Below are 14,565 nucleotides of genomic sequence, written 5' to 3' on the forward strand. Positions count from 1 at the left end.
TACTACTTTGCACCTACCGAGTCCGACGGTAACGCCGCGTCGGCGGCGTCTTCGTCGTACCAGAGCGGCGAACTCTCCAGATGTGCTGAGAATCGGCAGGTCGGTTCGCGGCACTTCTTGCGGAAGACCATGATGTTCTTTCACACGGATTTGGCGAACGATTTGTTCGAACAGCAGGTTATAATAACCAGGATGTTCAAAGCGGTGGTAACGACGACCAGACGGGCCCCGCAGTGCGACCGTCCGCGCTGGTCGGAGGGATGACTCGACGCATGACTGACGAACGCTCGATCGACGCCGCACAACTCTCGGAACTGACGACGACGGACGATTCGGTCGTTCCGCGGGCGTCGACGCGATTGGTGTGGGTACTGTTCCTCTGTAGCGTCGGCGTTCTCGCGCTGACGGTCCGACGGGGCGAGCCGTGGACAGGCGCCGACTACGCGGTCGTCGACGGGCTGACCGCGGTGCTTTGGGTCGTGGTCACCTTCTTCAGTGGCATCGTCCACAGCTACTCCCGGCGCTACATGGCGGGCGACCGCGACCTCGAGCGCTTTTTCGCTCGCGTGTTCGCGTTCACGCTCGTCGTGATGGCGCTTACGGCGGCGAATCACGTCGCGCTGTTCGTGGCGGCGTGGCTCGCGATGGGCCTGCTGATGGCCGGCCTCATCGGCCACGTCCGCGAGTGGGAGCAGGCACGGGCCGCCGGCGCGCTGGCGCGTCGGTACTTCGTCGCCAGCAGCGCGGCCCTCGCCGGGAGCCTGGCGCTGCTGGCCTGGGAGATCGGGACGACCTCCATCAGCGGCATTCTCGGTGGTCTCGAGGGCGTCTCCGGGACGGTCGGCCTCGTCGCCGCTGGGGGGATCGTCCTCGCGGCGCTGATCCAGTCGGCGCTGTTCCCGTTCCACGGCTGGTTGCTGTCCTCGATGACGGCGCCGACGCCGGCCTCGGCGCTGATGCACGCCGGCTTCGTCAACGCGGGCGGCGTCCTGCTGACGCGCTTCGCCCCGCTGGTCGCCGACCACCTCGCGATCATGTCGGCCGTCGTCCTCCTCGGCGCGGTCAGCGCCCTGCTGGGGCAGGCGATGCTGCTCGTCCAGACGAACGTCAAGCGCAAGCTCGGCAGCTCGACGATGGCCCAGATGGGCTTTATGATCCTCCAGTGCGGACTGGGCTTTTTCGCGGCCGCGATCGCCCACCTCGTCCTGCACGGATTCTACAAGGCCTACCTCTTCCTCTCGTCGGGAGCCGCCGTCGAGGAGACGGCGCCTCGCTCCACCGCCAAACACGCCGGCCACACCGAGTTCGGCTTCTCGAGCGCCGTCGTCAGCCTGCTCACGGCTGTCGGCGGCGGCGTGCTCTTCGGCGCGCTCACCGGGAAGGCCACGGGGCTGGCCTTCGACAGCGGGACGATCCTGACGCTCGTCGTGGTCCTGACGACGCTGACCGCGGCGCGGGACATCCTCAACCGGACGACGCTCTCGCGGTCGGTCCGGCTCGTCAGCGTCCCGCTGGTCGTTCTCACGGCTATCGGGGGCTACGCCCTGCTGTACAACGCGATCTCGGCGGTGGTTCCCTCCGCGATGACCCACGCTTCGACGGACGTGACGATCGCGCACGGCCTCGTCGTCGCCCTGTTCGTCGGAGCCTACCTCGCGACGGAACTGGGGTGGCACCGCTCGAGCGAGCGCCTCTACGTCACGCTGTTGAACCTCTCGCAGCCGGATTCGTCGACCGTCCTCACGAACAAGGAGGAGTACAAAGATGTCTAAGCAGACGGCTCAAGACCTCGAACGCGCCCGGGCCGAACAGGCACCACAGCAACGCGATCAGGCGGCAGACCGCCCCGAGACGGATTCCGATCGGGACCCCATCGCCGCGACGATCGAGCGGGCGGCCGAGCGGGTCGGCTCCGTCTGGCCGCTGTACTCGTTCGTCACGGCCAACCCCCTCTCGGGGTTCGAGGAGCAGCCGTTCCACCGGGCCGTCGACGAGGCCGAGCGCCTGTTCGGCGGGCGGGGCTACCCGCACCCCGACGTCTTCCGCACGGCGTGGGAGCGCGGCCAGATCGATCCCGACGTGCTCGCCGCCGAACTCGAGGCCCGCGGGATCGACCGCGATCCGGAGCGGCTCCTCGAGGAGCTGGCCGAGGCCGAGGTCGAAGCGACGCGCGACGCCGAGTCCGACGGCGCGACCGAGACCGTCGACCGCGTGCTCTCGAAGTGGCTCGGCGCCTTCCTCGACGAGGGCCAGGCCAAGTGGCCGATGCCGAACCGCGAGGAGGGGTTCTACGCCGCCTGGCGCTCGGTCGCGCCCTACGGCGGCGACGTGCCGGGTTGTGACGATCCCTCGGACCTTCCGGAAACGGCGACCGAGGCGCTCGAGTCGATCCTCGACGAACACCCCGAGAGCCGGTGGGTCGACATCGCCGAGCGCCACTTCGCCGCGCTGCCGGGCTGGACCGGGTTCATCAAGCAACGCGTCGACGACGACACCGACCCCTGGCAGGCCGAGTACCCGATCGCGCTGCGGGAGTACCTCGCGGTGCGCCTGACGCTCGCGGACCGACTCGATGCGCCGATCGAGTCGCCGTCTGCGGACGAAGATTCCGATACCGGCGACGGCGAGGACGCGGAGCCGCCCCTCCCCGAGATCTGGCTGACCGCCTGGGAGAAGAGCTACCGCGGGCGCTTGCTCGAGCAAATCGACGGCTCTGTGACCGATCCCGCCGACGCGGGCGAGACGTCTCGGCCCGCTGGGCAACTGGTGTTTTGCATCGACACGCGCTCGGAGATCGTTCGCCGTCACATCGAGCAGCAGGGTAACTACGAGACCCACGGCTACGCCGGCTTCTTCGGCGTCCCGATGCGGTACCAGGGGTACGACGCGACCGCCTCCGTCGACGCCTGTCCGCCGATCGTCGAGCCCGAGCACCGCGTGGTCGACCGGCCCGACGACGAAGAGACGGTGACGAAACGCGACCGCTGGACCGGCCTCGCGAAGGTGACGCGGAAACACTTCAAGCGGCTCAAGGCCAACGTCGTCGCCGCTTTCCCGTTCGTCGAGGGCGGCGGTGCCGCCTACGGCTCGGCCATGGCCGCGCGGACGCTCGCTCCCTCGGCGATCGCCTCGCTCGAGAACGCCGTCGACGAGCGCGTCCCGAGCCGACACGAGTTCTGTTCGCCGGCCCTCGAGTACGCCGACCACGAGGACCACACGCACGCGGACCACGACCTCCCGCAGGGAATGAGCCTCGAGGCGAAAGTCGAGTACGCCGAGAACGCCTTCGCGCTCATGGGCTGGACGGACTTCGCCCGCCTGGTCGTCTTCGCGGGCCACGCGAGCCGGACGACGAACAACCCGTTCGACTCGAGTCTCGACTGCGGGGCCTGCGCCGGTAACCCCGGCGGGCCCAATGCCCGCGTGCTCGCGACGATCTGCAACGATTCGAACGTGCAGGCGGAACTCCGCGAGCGCGGCTTCCACATCCCCGACGACACGGTCTTTCTCGCCGGCGAGCACAACACGACGACCGACGAGATCGAACTGTTCGACGACGCGGTCCCCGAGACTCACCGCGAGGATCTCGAGCAGTTGCGCGCCGACCTCGAGCGTGCCCAGGCCGGCGCGGCGGCCGAGCGCCTCGAGTCGATGACCGACGGCGAAGTCGACCCCGAAGCGGCCGTCGCCGAAGTCGAGCGCAGGGCGGCCGACTGGGCCGAAACCCGTCCGGAGTGGGGGCTAGCCGGCAACGCCTCGTTCGTCATCGGGCCGCGCGAACTGACCGACGACGAGAACTTAGACGGCCGCGCGTTCCTCCACTCCTACGACTGGACGACCGACCCCGAGGGCGAGGCCCTCGAGGCGATTATGACGGGGCCGCTGGTCGTCACCCAGTGGATCAACAACCAGTACTACTTCGCGACCGTGGACAACCGCGTCTACGGCAGCGGCTCGAAAGTCACGCAGAGCCCGCTGGGCAACGTCGGCGTCGTGCAGGGCAACGGCGGCGACCTGATGACCGGCCTGCCGCTCCAGTCGCTGCAGCTCGACGACGACGAGCCGTACCACCAGCCGCTCCGGCTGACGGCGGTCGTCCACGCGCCGCGCGAGCGCGTGACCGAGATCCTCCGCCGCCACGACGACGTCGAACGGCTGGTCGACAACGGCTGGATCGGCGACCTGCTAGTCGTCGACCCGCAGCGGAACGCCGAGGCGTTTCGCTACCGGGGCGACCTCGAGTGGACGGCGGTATCGCAGTCGCGGACGGCGGCTCCGGCCCGCGGTCGGGAGCAAGAGCAGGGAGGCGTTTCAGCGTCGGCGCGGGACTGACCGCCCGATCGTCGCTCGCGACGACGAACGCACCGCGGCGCTGGAAGAGCCCGTCGGACTCGAGGAGCGAACGCAGGGCGGTACCGGGAGTGGACGACCGTACCGACGGCGACCCGCGGAACCGTGTTCGACGCCCCGTGACGGGGTCACTCGAGTTAGGGCAGCAGGCTGACGACCGCTGTTTCGTAGCCGTCCGGAACGCACTCGCGGATCGCCGCCGGATCGGTCTCGCCGTCGACGTTGACCAGGTACGCGCGGCCGTCCGCGTCGCCGTAGATCCGCTGAAAGTCGTACACGAACCCGTAGACAGAGATATCGTCGGGAACGTCCGCCGCGTCGCGGAGGAACTGCACCTGTCGATCGACGTTGTACTCGACGAGCCGGTTGACGACCGTCTCCTCGTCCGCGTCGGCGTCGACGGCGCCGCGCTCGAGGGCCTCCTCGACGACGGGGACCAGCATTTCGACCCACTTGTCGACGCCCTGTGGACCGGGCACGTCGCCGCCGGTCGCGACCCGGTACGCCGCCGTGACGGCGCCGCAGCCGGTGTGGCCGACGACGGCCGCGACCGCGGTCTCGGTGTGGTGGATCGGGTAGAGGATTCCGCCGTCGACGATGCGCTCGCCGCCGTCCTCGTCCCAGACCTGGTTGCCGATGTTACTCGGCGTAAAGACCGCGCCGGGGTGGTCGAACCCCCACATGTGCTCGTGGGGTACCCGGGAGTCCGAACAGCAGATCGCGACGACGCCCGGGTGCTGCCCCGTTCGGACGTCCCTGAAGTAATCGTCGGGCAGCGAGTCGACGTGGCGTCGGTTACCCGCGAGCAGCGTCTCGAGGACCTCGTGGTCGCAACCTCGCTCGCGGTCGGGGTCGTCGGGAGTCGCGTTCGCGTCGGCATCGCCCTCGTCGCGATCGCCGTCGTCGTTGTCGGTCGCCATGCGGTACCGTACGCGGACGGTGGTGAAAAAACTCCGACGCCGGTCCGTCTCGTCGGCGGTCCTCGAGCGCGCTCGAGGCGTCTCTCGCCCTTTCGATCGCAGTACCGGACCTGACTTCCGCGAGCCCGCGATTCATCCGTCGCCGACCCCTCCGTCTCGGTATGGCAGAAACCAGACAGTGGCGACTCGCAAGCCGTCCGACGGGCGAGCCGACCCGCGAAAACTTCGACCTCGTGACCGTCGACCGTCCCGAACCCGAGTCGGGCGAGGTCCTCGTGAAGACCCGCTACCAGTCCGTCGACCCGTACATGCGCGGGCGGATGCGCGACGAGGAATCCTACGCCGAGCCGTGGGCCGTCGGCGAACCGATGGGAGCCGCCGTCGTCGGCGAGGTCGTCGAGTCGGAAGCCGACGCGCTCGACGAGGGCGACGTCGTGACGGGGAACCTCCTGTGGGCGGAACACGCCGTCGCCGACGCCGACGCGCTGCGCCGCGTCGACCCCGACCGGGGGCCGGTCTCGACGGCGCTCGGCGTCCTCGGGATGCCGGGCGTGACGGCGTACTTCGGGACCCTCGACGTCGCCGAGCCCCAACCCGGCGATACCGTCGTCGTCTCGGCCGCGGCCGGCGCCGTCGGCTCGGTCGCGGGTCAGCTCGCCCGACTGAGCGGCGCGCGGGTGGTCGGCACGGCCGGCAGCGACGAGAAGGTCGACTGGCTCACCGACGACCTCGGCTTCGACGAGGCGATCAACTACGACGAGACCGACGACCTCTCCGGGGCGATGGCCGAGGCCTGTCCCGACGGGATCGACGTCTACTTCGACAACGTCGGCGGACCGATCACCGACGCCGTCTGGCCGCTGCTGAACGTCCGCTCGAGGGTGGCCGTCTGCGGTCAGATCGCGCTCTACAACGCGACGGCGGTCCCGACGGGGCCGCGGAAGCTCGGAAAACTCGTCGAGTCGCGCGCCCGCGTGGAGGGGTTCCTCGTGGGCGACTACGAGGGCCGGTGGGACGAGGCCCTCGACCGCCTCTCGGCGTTCGTTCGGGACGGGCGGATCCGGTACCGCGAGAACGTCGTCGAGGGCTTCGAGAACGCGCCCGACGCGTTCCTCGGTCTGTTCGAGGGCGAAAACGTCGGGAAGCAGCTGGTTCGGGTCGGCGATCCCGACGAGTAGCCGGGAGTCGACGAGTCGTCAGTCGGTCAGTCCGTACCCGGTTTTGAACAGGTAGACGTCGATCGCCAGGACGACGAGGGTACACGCCGTGAGTACTGCGAGCGAGACGAGCGGCGCGAACTCGGTGTAGGGCGCGGGCAGGATCCCGACGCCGGTCAGGTCCGAGTAGCCCAACAGCCCGTACCGGACGCTGTCGACCATGTACACCATCGGGTTCAGCAGCGAGAGCCCGACCTGCCAGGCCTGCTCGAACGTCTCGAGCGAGTAGAAGACGGCCCCGAAAAAGACCAGCGGCCGGAGGATGAACTGGTTCATCACGGTCAGGTCGTCGAAGTCCCGCGCGACGAGTCCGCCGACGATCCCGAAGCCGGCGAACAGCGTCGTGACGACGACCATCGTCGCGACGAGGTAGAGGCCGTGCTCGATGCTGATCGGGACGAACAGCCGGCCGACCGCGGCGATGATGACGCCGACGATGAGCCCGCGAACCGCGCTGGAGCCGACGTAGGCGACGACCATCTCGACGTACGACAGCGGCGAGGTCAGCGTCTCGTGGATGTACTCGTTCCACCGCCCGTGGAAGATCGAGAACGAGGCGTTCTCGAAGGCGTTCGAGATCGCCCCCAGCACGACGAGGCCCGGGACGATAAAGAGGATGTAGTCGAAGCCCGCGATCTGGTCGATCCGGTTGCCGAGGATCACCCCGAAGACCGCGAAGTACAACACGTTCGTGATCGCCGGCGGCATGAACGTATTCTTGGGCCGGCGGACGAACCGCAGGACCTCGCGTTTGAACAGCGCGCGGAACCCGACCGAGAGCATCAGACGACCCCCTCCTGGGCTCGCTTGGTCGGCTCCTCGCCCGTCTCGTCGGCGTCCTCCGACGCGCTCGAGCGGGTGACCGTCCGGTCCTCCTGGGCCGTCAGATCGACGAAGATCTCCTCGAGCGAGGTCCGCGAGATCTCGAGGTCGGCGATCTCGTGGCCCGCGGCCTCGAGGTCGTTGAGCAGCCGCGGCGCGGTCGAACCGCCGTCGTCGACGCGGACCTCGACGTGGTCGCCGCGGGTCGTCACGTCGCGGGCGTACGGCCCGAGTGCGGGCTCGAGGGCGCCCGCGGCGGGCGGCGCCGACTCGAGGCGGACGTCGACGGTGTCCGATCCGCGCCGTTTGAGGTCGTCGGGCGTCGCGACCGTGACCTTGCGGCCCTCGTTCATGATCGCGACGCGGTCGCAGAGCCGTTCGGCCTCCTCGATGTAGTGGGTCGTCAACAAGATGGTGGTGCCCTCGTCGTTGAGGTCGGTGACGAGGTCCCAGAGGTCGTGGCGCAGCTGGACGTCGACGCCCGCGGTCGGCTCGTCGAGGATCAGCAGATCGGGATCGGTCACGAGCGCGCGTGCGAGCAGCAGTCGGCGCTTCATCCCGCCGGAGAGCCAGTCGAACCGCTCGTTGCGCTTGTCGTAGATGCCGACCCGTTTGAGGACCTCGTCGGCTCGCTCGGCGGCCTCGTCCTCGGGGATTCCGTGGTAGCCGGCCTTGTGCATGAGGACCTCGCGGACGGGGAAGAAGCGGTCGACGTTGAACTCCTGGGGTGCGAGCCCGATCGCGTCGCGGGCCTGCCGGTACTCCGATTCGACGTCGTAGCCGAAGACGCGGGCCTCGCCGCCGGTCTTGCGGACGAGCCCGACCAGCGTGTTGATAAACGTCGTCTTCCCGGCCCCGTTGGGTCCGAGCAGTCCGAAGAACTCGCCCTCCTCGACGGTGAGCGAGAGCTCCTGCAAGGCGCGCAAGTCGCCGTACTCCTTGACGAGATCCGTCGTCTCGATGGCCGGTGGCATCGGTGGCCCCTCGGCCGCGCCCGCGGTTAAGAATGTTGGATCCGGCCGTCGAGACGCCCGTCAATCGACCGTTCGAGGCCGACCCGAGGGATCGACGGCGCCGCTTTGCTGGACGATATCGAAGGCGGTCATCACGTCCGACCGCGAGATCAGTCCGACCAGGTCGCCCTCGGTCCTCGAGGCCGGGTCGCCGACGGAATCCTCGGCACCTCGGCCGTTGCGCGGTTCGACCACCAGGAGCCGTCCGATGTCGTGCTCTCGCATCCGCTCGATGGCGGTCATCGCGTCCGAGTCCGGATCGACCGTCTTCAGGTCGGTGGTCATCACATCGGCGACGGTGTAGGCGTCGCGTTCGACGGGCTTGATGTCGCGAGCGTCCGACAGCGTCACGAGCCCCACGAGTCGCTCGCCGCCGGCGCCGCCGGTTTCGACGACCGGGTAGCCGGTGTGTCGCTCGGTGAACATCCGCCGGAGCAGCTCCGCAACCGACGCGTTCGGCTCGACCGTGTGGAGGTCGCCGGCGGGGGTCATGATGTCCCGCACCGTCACGTCCCGGAAGGCGGCCTTCATCGTCACCTGCTGGGCCTCGCTCGAGGCGGCGATGTAGACGAAGAAGGCGACGCCGATGAGGATGATGTTGATCTGGAACAGCCCGAACAGCCCCATCGCGATCGCGAACAGCTTGCCGATGCTTGCGGCCTGTTGGGTGGCCTGTGCGTAGGGGCGGCCGCGAGCGAGCAGCGCCCGGAGGACGCGACCGCCGTCCATCGGGAACGCGGGGATCATGTTGAAGACGGCGAGTGCAACGTTGAGCACGGCCAGGTAGCCGAGGACGAACCGCGCCCCGCCGAACGCCTCGGGCGTGAGCGCGAAGAGCCCGTAGGAACCCACCCCGACGAGTACCGAGACGATCGGTCCGGCGATCGCGATGACGAACTCCTGTCGCCAGTCCTCGGGCATCTCCGAGAACGCGGCGATGCCCCCGAACAGCCAGAGCGTGATCGACTCGATCGGAAACCCGTACCGCCGGGCGGTCAGCGAGTGGCCCAGCTCGTGGAGAACGACTCCGACGAACAGCCCGACCGCCGCGACGAAGCCGAGGATCCAGGGAGTAAGGCCCGCGGTGACGTCGGCCGTGTCGATCCCGGCCTCGAGGACACCGTTTAGGATCTCCGTCACCTCGAGAGTTTGCACGCCGATCAGGTACGCGAACAACGGCAGTACGAGCAAAAACGTCAGGTCGAGTTTGATCGGGATCCCGAACAGGGAGCCGATTCGAAAACTCCTCGCCATACCGGTAATTTCGGTGGCAGGTCCTTAAACGCGCCCCCGTCACGACGAGACGACCGCCGCGGCGTTCGGCCGACGCGGGCGGAACCGTCCCGGACCGCTTCGGCGCGAATATTAGCCTCCTTATACGGAACTGAGAGTGGGGATAGATACCACGTTTCGTTATTGGTTTGCACCGACATGCTCAGACCATTGAACGGAATGGGCCGATACGCGCGAGATATTTACCGGTGGTAGCTCGAGCCGCCGACGTTGCTGTTCGGACCACAGAATAATCCAGAACGGTGCTACGGAATTCTCGTGGCGTTATCTGGCACGGCCGATCTCATTTATATTGATAATAGGTCCCTTATCCTGTACCCACAATATTGTCCGGGTGCACAATAGACTTATATAGAACCTCGTCGTGCCTTCTGGTACGATGATAGAACAGCAACTCGCCACCACCCAGCTCGACCCCCTTCCCGACCAACTCGACTCCCCGCAGGCCAAACTCGTCTACCTCTACCTTGAGGCCAGCGGCGGAGCGACGGCGACGGATCTGAACGAAGTCCTGGCGATGAAAAAGATCGCCGTCCTCTCGGTCCTGAACTGCCTCGAGGGAGAGGGCCTCGTCGAAAAGAACGACGCCGAGTACGTCGTCTGTAACTGAGCGACGATTTTTGCCGCGCTGTCGTCCACCGTTTCTACAGTGGTAACTGAAACGGCTCACACACCGCTTGCAGTGCAGTCCGCCGCTCGGGCGTTCGTCGACTGACACGCGGTAGACGGCGAGCGAACCTCGGCGTTTGCGCCGGGGAGGCCGTCACAGCTCCCCGCTCGCGTCGGCGCCGTCGACGGGTGGCTCCGAACGCATCGGTTCGAAGGCTTTATCCCCACGGTAGGCCTCGGTTTTCGTAAGTAACCACAACCATGTCAGACAAACCTGCCTCGATGTACCGGAAGATTAGCAAGCCGGCCTACACGCGACGCGAATACATCACCGGCATTCCGGGTTCGAAGATCGCACAGCACAAGATGGGCAACGTCAGTGCGGGTCCCGAGGACTACCCCGTTCAGATCAGCCTCGTTACCGAAGAGGAGGTCCAGATCCGCCACGGGAGCCTCGAGGCCTCGCGCCTGTCGGCCAACCGTCACATGCTCAAAAACGCCGGTGAGAACAACTACAAGATGATCCTCCGGAAGTTCCCCCACCACGTCATCCGGGAGAACAAGCAGGCGACGGGTGCGGGTGCGGACCGCGTCTCCGACGGGATGCGCCAGGCCTTCGGGAAGATCGTCGGCACCGCCGCGCGGATCGACGCCGGCGAGCGCATCTTCACGGTCTGGTGTGACGTCGACGACGCCGACCACGCCAAGGAGGCGTTCCGCCGCGCGTACAACAAGATCTCGCCGCCGTGTCGCATCGTCGTCGAGAAGGGCGAAGAGCAGCTGATCTCGTAACCCGGCTCGCCTCTTCGAAACGGTCCTCGTCTCGATTTTCCCCGCAGCGTCGATCGCTCGAGCCGCGCCCGTCGACCGCGCGGACACGCGAGGAGAGGACGCAGCTTTTTGCGTCGCTGGACCCGACGCTCGAGCATGATCGACCTCGCGGTCGCAAACGCCGAGGAGACGTTCCGCCGGATGCGCGAGCCCCTCGCCGAACGGGGTATCCGTGCCCGTCACGTGCCGGTAAGCGAACGCGTCGTCCCGCTCGGAGCCGACGCACCGTGGTCGGCCGGCGAGTACGACGTCGGGTTCGTCTACCCCGGTCGAGCGATGGAGGGCGGCGTCGCCGATGCCCTGCTCGAGCTCCCGTGGCTCAACGACCGCGACGCGATCCTCACCTCGCGGAACAAGGCCGAGGTGCTCGCCCGCCTCGGGCGAGCCGACCTCCCGGTCCCGGAGTCGGTATACGTCTCGAACGACGTCGGCGAGGACGAACTGGTCGACGCGTTCGATCGCTTCGAACCCCCGGTCGTGGTGAAACCCAACTCGACGACCCGCGGAGTCGGGGTCGCGAAGGCCCACGACCTCGATTCCTTTCTGGGGATCTGTGACTACCTCTCGCTGGTCCACGACTACCGGGCAACCGGTGACCGATCCTTCCTGGTTCAGGAGTACCTCCCCGGGGCGACCGACTACCGGGTGATGGTCGTCGACGGCGAGTACGCCGGCGCCGTCGAACGCCGCCTCCCCGACGAGGCGGTCCGCGAGGGCCAGTGGAAGCACAACGTCCACCGCGGCGCGGCGGCGCGGGGAGTCGACCTGCCCGAGGAGTGGCGCCGGTTGGCCGAGTCGGTCGCCGACGTCCTCGAGATTCCGTTCCTCGGCGTCGACCTGCTCGAGACGGCGGATCGGCTCGTCGTCAACGAGACCAACGCCCGGCCGACCGTCGACGAGGCGACGAAGTACCAGCCGGGGTTTTACGACCGTTTAGCGGGCGTAATCTCGGATTGTGTGGGCGTTTCGGGGACTGTCTAACCGCCATCGCACCTCCGTTTCGGACTGATACCTGACCCTGCGCGAGTGGAACGATCGACCGCAGCGTTCGTACCTGGTAGTTGATCCCGTAACGATCTGATCGATTAATACGAACCCCCGGAATTGGCTGGCAGTGGGCCACGGAGCCCGTAGATTCAGTATGACAGAAGACAACTCCAGCACTCGTCGCAGTATGCTTCGTCTCGCCGGAACGGCAGGTATCGGCCTCGTCGGCCTCTCCGGCGCGGCGTCGGCCGACGGAAAGAACCACGGCGGTGACGGACATCGCGGTGACGACCACAACCGCAAACGACGCGGTGACGACCACAATCGCAAACGACGCGGGGACGACCACAACCGCAAACGACGCGGGGACGACCGACGAAACGAAATGGGCCGTGGCGGGCGCAACGGCAAGCGAGACGATCACCGCGGGCGCGATGGACACGACGACAACCACGGACACCGCGGGAAGGACGGTCGTGGACACCGCAATAAGGACGGTCGAGGAAACAACCGTGGGAAGGACGGCCGACGAAACAACTACGGTAAGGACAGCCGACGCCGCGACGGCGATAACGACTACGAGCGCTACGGAGACCGCGGACACGACGGCGGACGACGGCGCAAACGCGACGGACGCCACGACGACGGGCGACAGCGCAAACGCGACGACCACCACGACGGGCGACGGCGCAAACGCGACGATCACCACGACGGGCGCGGAAAACACGGCACTCCGAACCCGACGACCGACACTGACGGGTTCATCAAGTACACGCTGAACAAAGCGCTGGGCGGCTCCAAGAAATAGCGGCTCCGGGCTTCCGCGAGCGATTCTTTTTCGATCGAACCGAGACTCGAGCGACGTCGGTGCCGACCGCGACTCGACTCCGCGTCGGTTACTCGAGGCTGATCCCCGAGGAGCGTTCGGCCGACTCGAAGACGACCTCGAGGACGCCGTTGTTGTAGGTCGCCGAGGCGCTGTGTTCGTTGACCCGTTGGGGGAGCGACACGCGCTCGTCGTACTGGCGGTGGTCGCTGCTGGCGGAGATCGTCAGCGTCTTGCCGTCGCACTCGAGGTCGATATTGTCCTTCTCGACGCCGGGCAGGTCGGCGACGACGCGGATCTCGTCGTCGGTTTCGTGGATATCGACGTGAGTGTCCATGCCGAACCCGCTGTCGACGGCGCTGGAGGAGTCGAAATCGACGTCGGCACCGTTCATCATCTCGTTCATCATCCGCTCGATTTCCCGAAAGAGATCGTCGAAGGGTTCGTCGCGGTCGTCTCGTCGCATAGCTGGTGATAAGGAAGGGACGGCCAAAAGCTTTCCCCGACGCCTCAGTCCGCGGTCTGTCGATCGGCGGTGCGGTTCTCGGGTTCGTCCAGTCGCCCGAGCCCGATCCCGAGTGTCTCGTTGGTAAGCGCGCGACTCTCCGGGCCCTCGAGCAGCCCCGTCACCGAACGGATCGCGTCGACGTTCTCGGGAACGACGTCGGACTCCTGGTGGATCGCCTGCATGCAGTAGAGGTCCTTGCCCTCGACGGTGATCGACTCCTCCCAGATGCAGTTCTCCCAGATGTCCCCGCGCGGGCGACCCGCGTCGAGCGCGAGGTCTTTGAGCGTTCCGGCGCCGTCGATGCCGGCGTAGTCGGGGATCAACAGGAGGCGGTTCTCCTCGCGGAGTCGGTCCCGGACCTCCTCGACGCTGTCGGGTACCTCCTCGAGGGTGATGTTGACCGCGTGGACGTGCATCATCGTCGTCGGGACCTTGAGTCCGATCGTGTCGATGTCGAGTTCGGGGAAGACGGTCTGGACGTCAGGGCCGTGGTGGGAGGGGATCGAGACGGGGTCCGGCACGGCGTCGTTGATCGGACCGCGGCCGGTCTGGTTCGGGTCGCCGCCGCGTCGGACCAGCGTCGTCCGGACCTTCTCGATGCCGTAGTCCTCGTGGATGGGGGCGACCAGCCGGGAGAGTCCGGTCGTGTTACAGGAGACGACGCGGACGTAGTCGGCGTCGGCGGCTTCCTCGTAGTTCGCGCGGGCGTTGAAACTGACCTCCGCGACGGTCGCGTCCTCGCCGCCCTGGAAGAGCGCCGGGGTGTCGTGGCGCTCGTACAGCGGCCGATTCTGTTCGCCGATTCCGGAGGGCGTGGCGTCGACGACGACGTCGCTGTCGGCGACGAGTTCGTCGACGGTACCGGCGAGGTCGACGCCGGCTTCGCGGAACCCATCGGTGCGGTCCTCGTCGACCGCGTAGAGCGGGTACTCCGCCTCGGCCGCCCCGAGGGCGACGTAATCGGGGCTGACCTTGGCGACGCCGGCGACTTCCATGTCAGGCTGCGATCGCACGGCGTCCGCAACGCGTTTGCCGATGGTTCCATAGCCGTTGATTCCGACGCGGAGCATACGCGTCGACATCCACCGCCGACCGGCATAACTGTTTTGCAAGAATCTGATAGATGTTAACTCGAAATCGAGTTTCCTAGGCAGATTATGGCGAAGAACGGGCCCTAACCTGTATATTC

General features: G+C 67.1%; 13 protein-coding genes. 7 read left to right on the forward strand and 6 right to left on the reverse strand.

Annotated elements, in window-relative coordinates; all coding sequences use genetic code 11:
- Window positions 1-272 precede the first annotated feature (272 nt).
- A complete protein-coding gene (locus tag C492_RS06205) occupies window positions 273-1,772 on the forward strand; it encodes a proton-conducting transporter transmembrane domain-containing protein (protein ID WP_008421486.1) in 1,500 nt (499 codons plus the stop codon).
- The gene (locus C492_RS06210; RefSeq protein ID WP_008421488.1) at window positions 1,765-4,332 is read left to right on the forward strand and encodes a DUF2309 domain-containing protein; all 2,568 of its coding nucleotides are present in this window, start codon (window positions 1,765-1,767) and stop codon (window positions 4,330-4,332) included. The genes C492_RS06205 and C492_RS06210 overlap by 8 nt, the downstream gene beginning before the upstream one ends.
- A gap of 155 nt (window positions 4,333-4,487) precedes the next feature.
- Here C492_RS06210 and C492_RS06215 read toward each other — a convergent pair whose 3' ends face one another.
- Window positions 4,488-5,270, reverse strand: a complete 783-nt coding sequence (locus C492_RS06215) for a carbonic anhydrase (protein ID WP_008421490.1) — start codon at window positions 5,268-5,270, stop codon at window positions 4,488-4,490.
- Between the two features lie 161 nt (window positions 5,271-5,431).
- On the opposite strand from C492_RS06215, the gene C492_RS06220 reads away from it, so the two are divergent.
- A complete protein-coding gene (locus C492_RS06220; protein ID WP_008421492.1) occupies window positions 5,432-6,448 on the forward strand; it encodes an NADP-dependent oxidoreductase in 1,017 nt (338 codons plus the stop codon).
- Window positions 6,449-6,466: 18 nt separating this feature from the next.
- Here C492_RS06220 and C492_RS06225 read toward each other — a convergent pair whose 3' ends face one another.
- From C492_RS06225 to C492_RS06235, 3 genes are read right to left on the reverse strand one after another with little or no spacing between them, the layout of a single operon-like run.
- Window positions 6,467-7,270 carry an ABC transporter permease gene (locus C492_RS06225; RefSeq protein ID WP_008421494.1) on the reverse strand — a complete coding sequence of 268 codons (804 nt, stop codon included), beginning with the start codon at window positions 7,268-7,270 and terminating at the stop codon, window positions 6,467-6,469.
- Window positions 7,270-8,283: an ABC transporter ATP-binding protein gene (locus tag C492_RS06230; RefSeq protein WP_008421496.1), complete on the reverse strand. Its 1,014-nt coding sequence runs from the start codon at window positions 8,281-8,283 to the stop codon at window positions 7,270-7,272. The genes C492_RS06225 and C492_RS06230 overlap by 1 nt, the downstream gene beginning before the upstream one ends.
- A 60-nt stretch (window positions 8,284-8,343) precedes the next feature.
- Window positions 8,344-9,576, reverse strand: coding sequence for a site-2 protease family protein (locus C492_RS06235; protein WP_008421498.1), 1,233 nt, complete (start codon window positions 9,574-9,576; stop codon window positions 8,344-8,346).
- A gap of 418 nt (window positions 9,577-9,994) precedes the next feature.
- On the opposite strand from C492_RS06235, the gene C492_RS06240 reads away from it, so the two are divergent.
- From C492_RS06240 to C492_RS06255, 4 genes are all read left to right on the forward strand, one after another.
- Window positions 9,995-10,225 carry a MarR family transcriptional regulator gene (locus C492_RS06240; protein ID WP_008421500.1) on the forward strand — a complete coding sequence of 77 codons (231 nt, stop codon included), beginning with the start codon at window positions 9,995-9,997 and terminating at the stop codon, window positions 10,223-10,225.
- Between the two features lie 260 nt (window positions 10,226-10,485).
- Window positions 10,486-11,016, forward strand: coding sequence for a 50S ribosomal protein L16 (locus C492_RS06245; protein WP_008421502.1), 531 nt, complete (start codon window positions 10,486-10,488; stop codon window positions 11,014-11,016).
- A gap of 135 nt (window positions 11,017-11,151) precedes the next feature.
- Window positions 11,152-12,036, forward strand: coding sequence for an ATP-grasp domain-containing protein (locus tag C492_RS06250; RefSeq protein ID WP_008421504.1), 885 nt, complete (start codon window positions 11,152-11,154; stop codon window positions 12,034-12,036).
- Between the two features lie 275 nt (window positions 12,037-12,311).
- A complete protein-coding gene (locus C492_RS06255) occupies window positions 12,312-12,821 on the forward strand; it encodes a hypothetical protein (RefSeq protein WP_152424803.1) in 510 nt (169 codons plus the stop codon).
- 117 nt (window positions 12,822-12,938) lie between these two features.
- Here C492_RS06255 and C492_RS06260 read toward each other — a convergent pair whose 3' ends face one another.
- Complete coding sequence (locus tag C492_RS06260; protein ID WP_008421507.1) at window positions 12,939-13,334, reverse strand: Hsp20/alpha crystallin family protein; 396 nt, start codon at window positions 13,332-13,334, stop codon at window positions 12,939-12,941.
- A 44-nt stretch (window positions 13,335-13,378) separates the two neighbouring features.
- Window positions 13,379-14,446 carry a type II glyceraldehyde-3-phosphate dehydrogenase gene (locus C492_RS06265; protein ID WP_008421509.1) on the reverse strand — a complete coding sequence of 356 codons (1,068 nt, stop codon included), beginning with the start codon at window positions 14,444-14,446 and terminating at the stop codon, window positions 13,379-13,381.
- Between the last annotated feature and the right edge of the window lie 119 nt (window positions 14,447-14,565).

The sequence above is a fragment of the Natronococcus jeotgali DSM 18795 genome, assembly GCF_000337695.1.
GTDB lineage: Archaea > Halobacteriota > Halobacteria > Halobacteriales > Natrialbaceae > Natronococcus > Natronococcus jeotgali.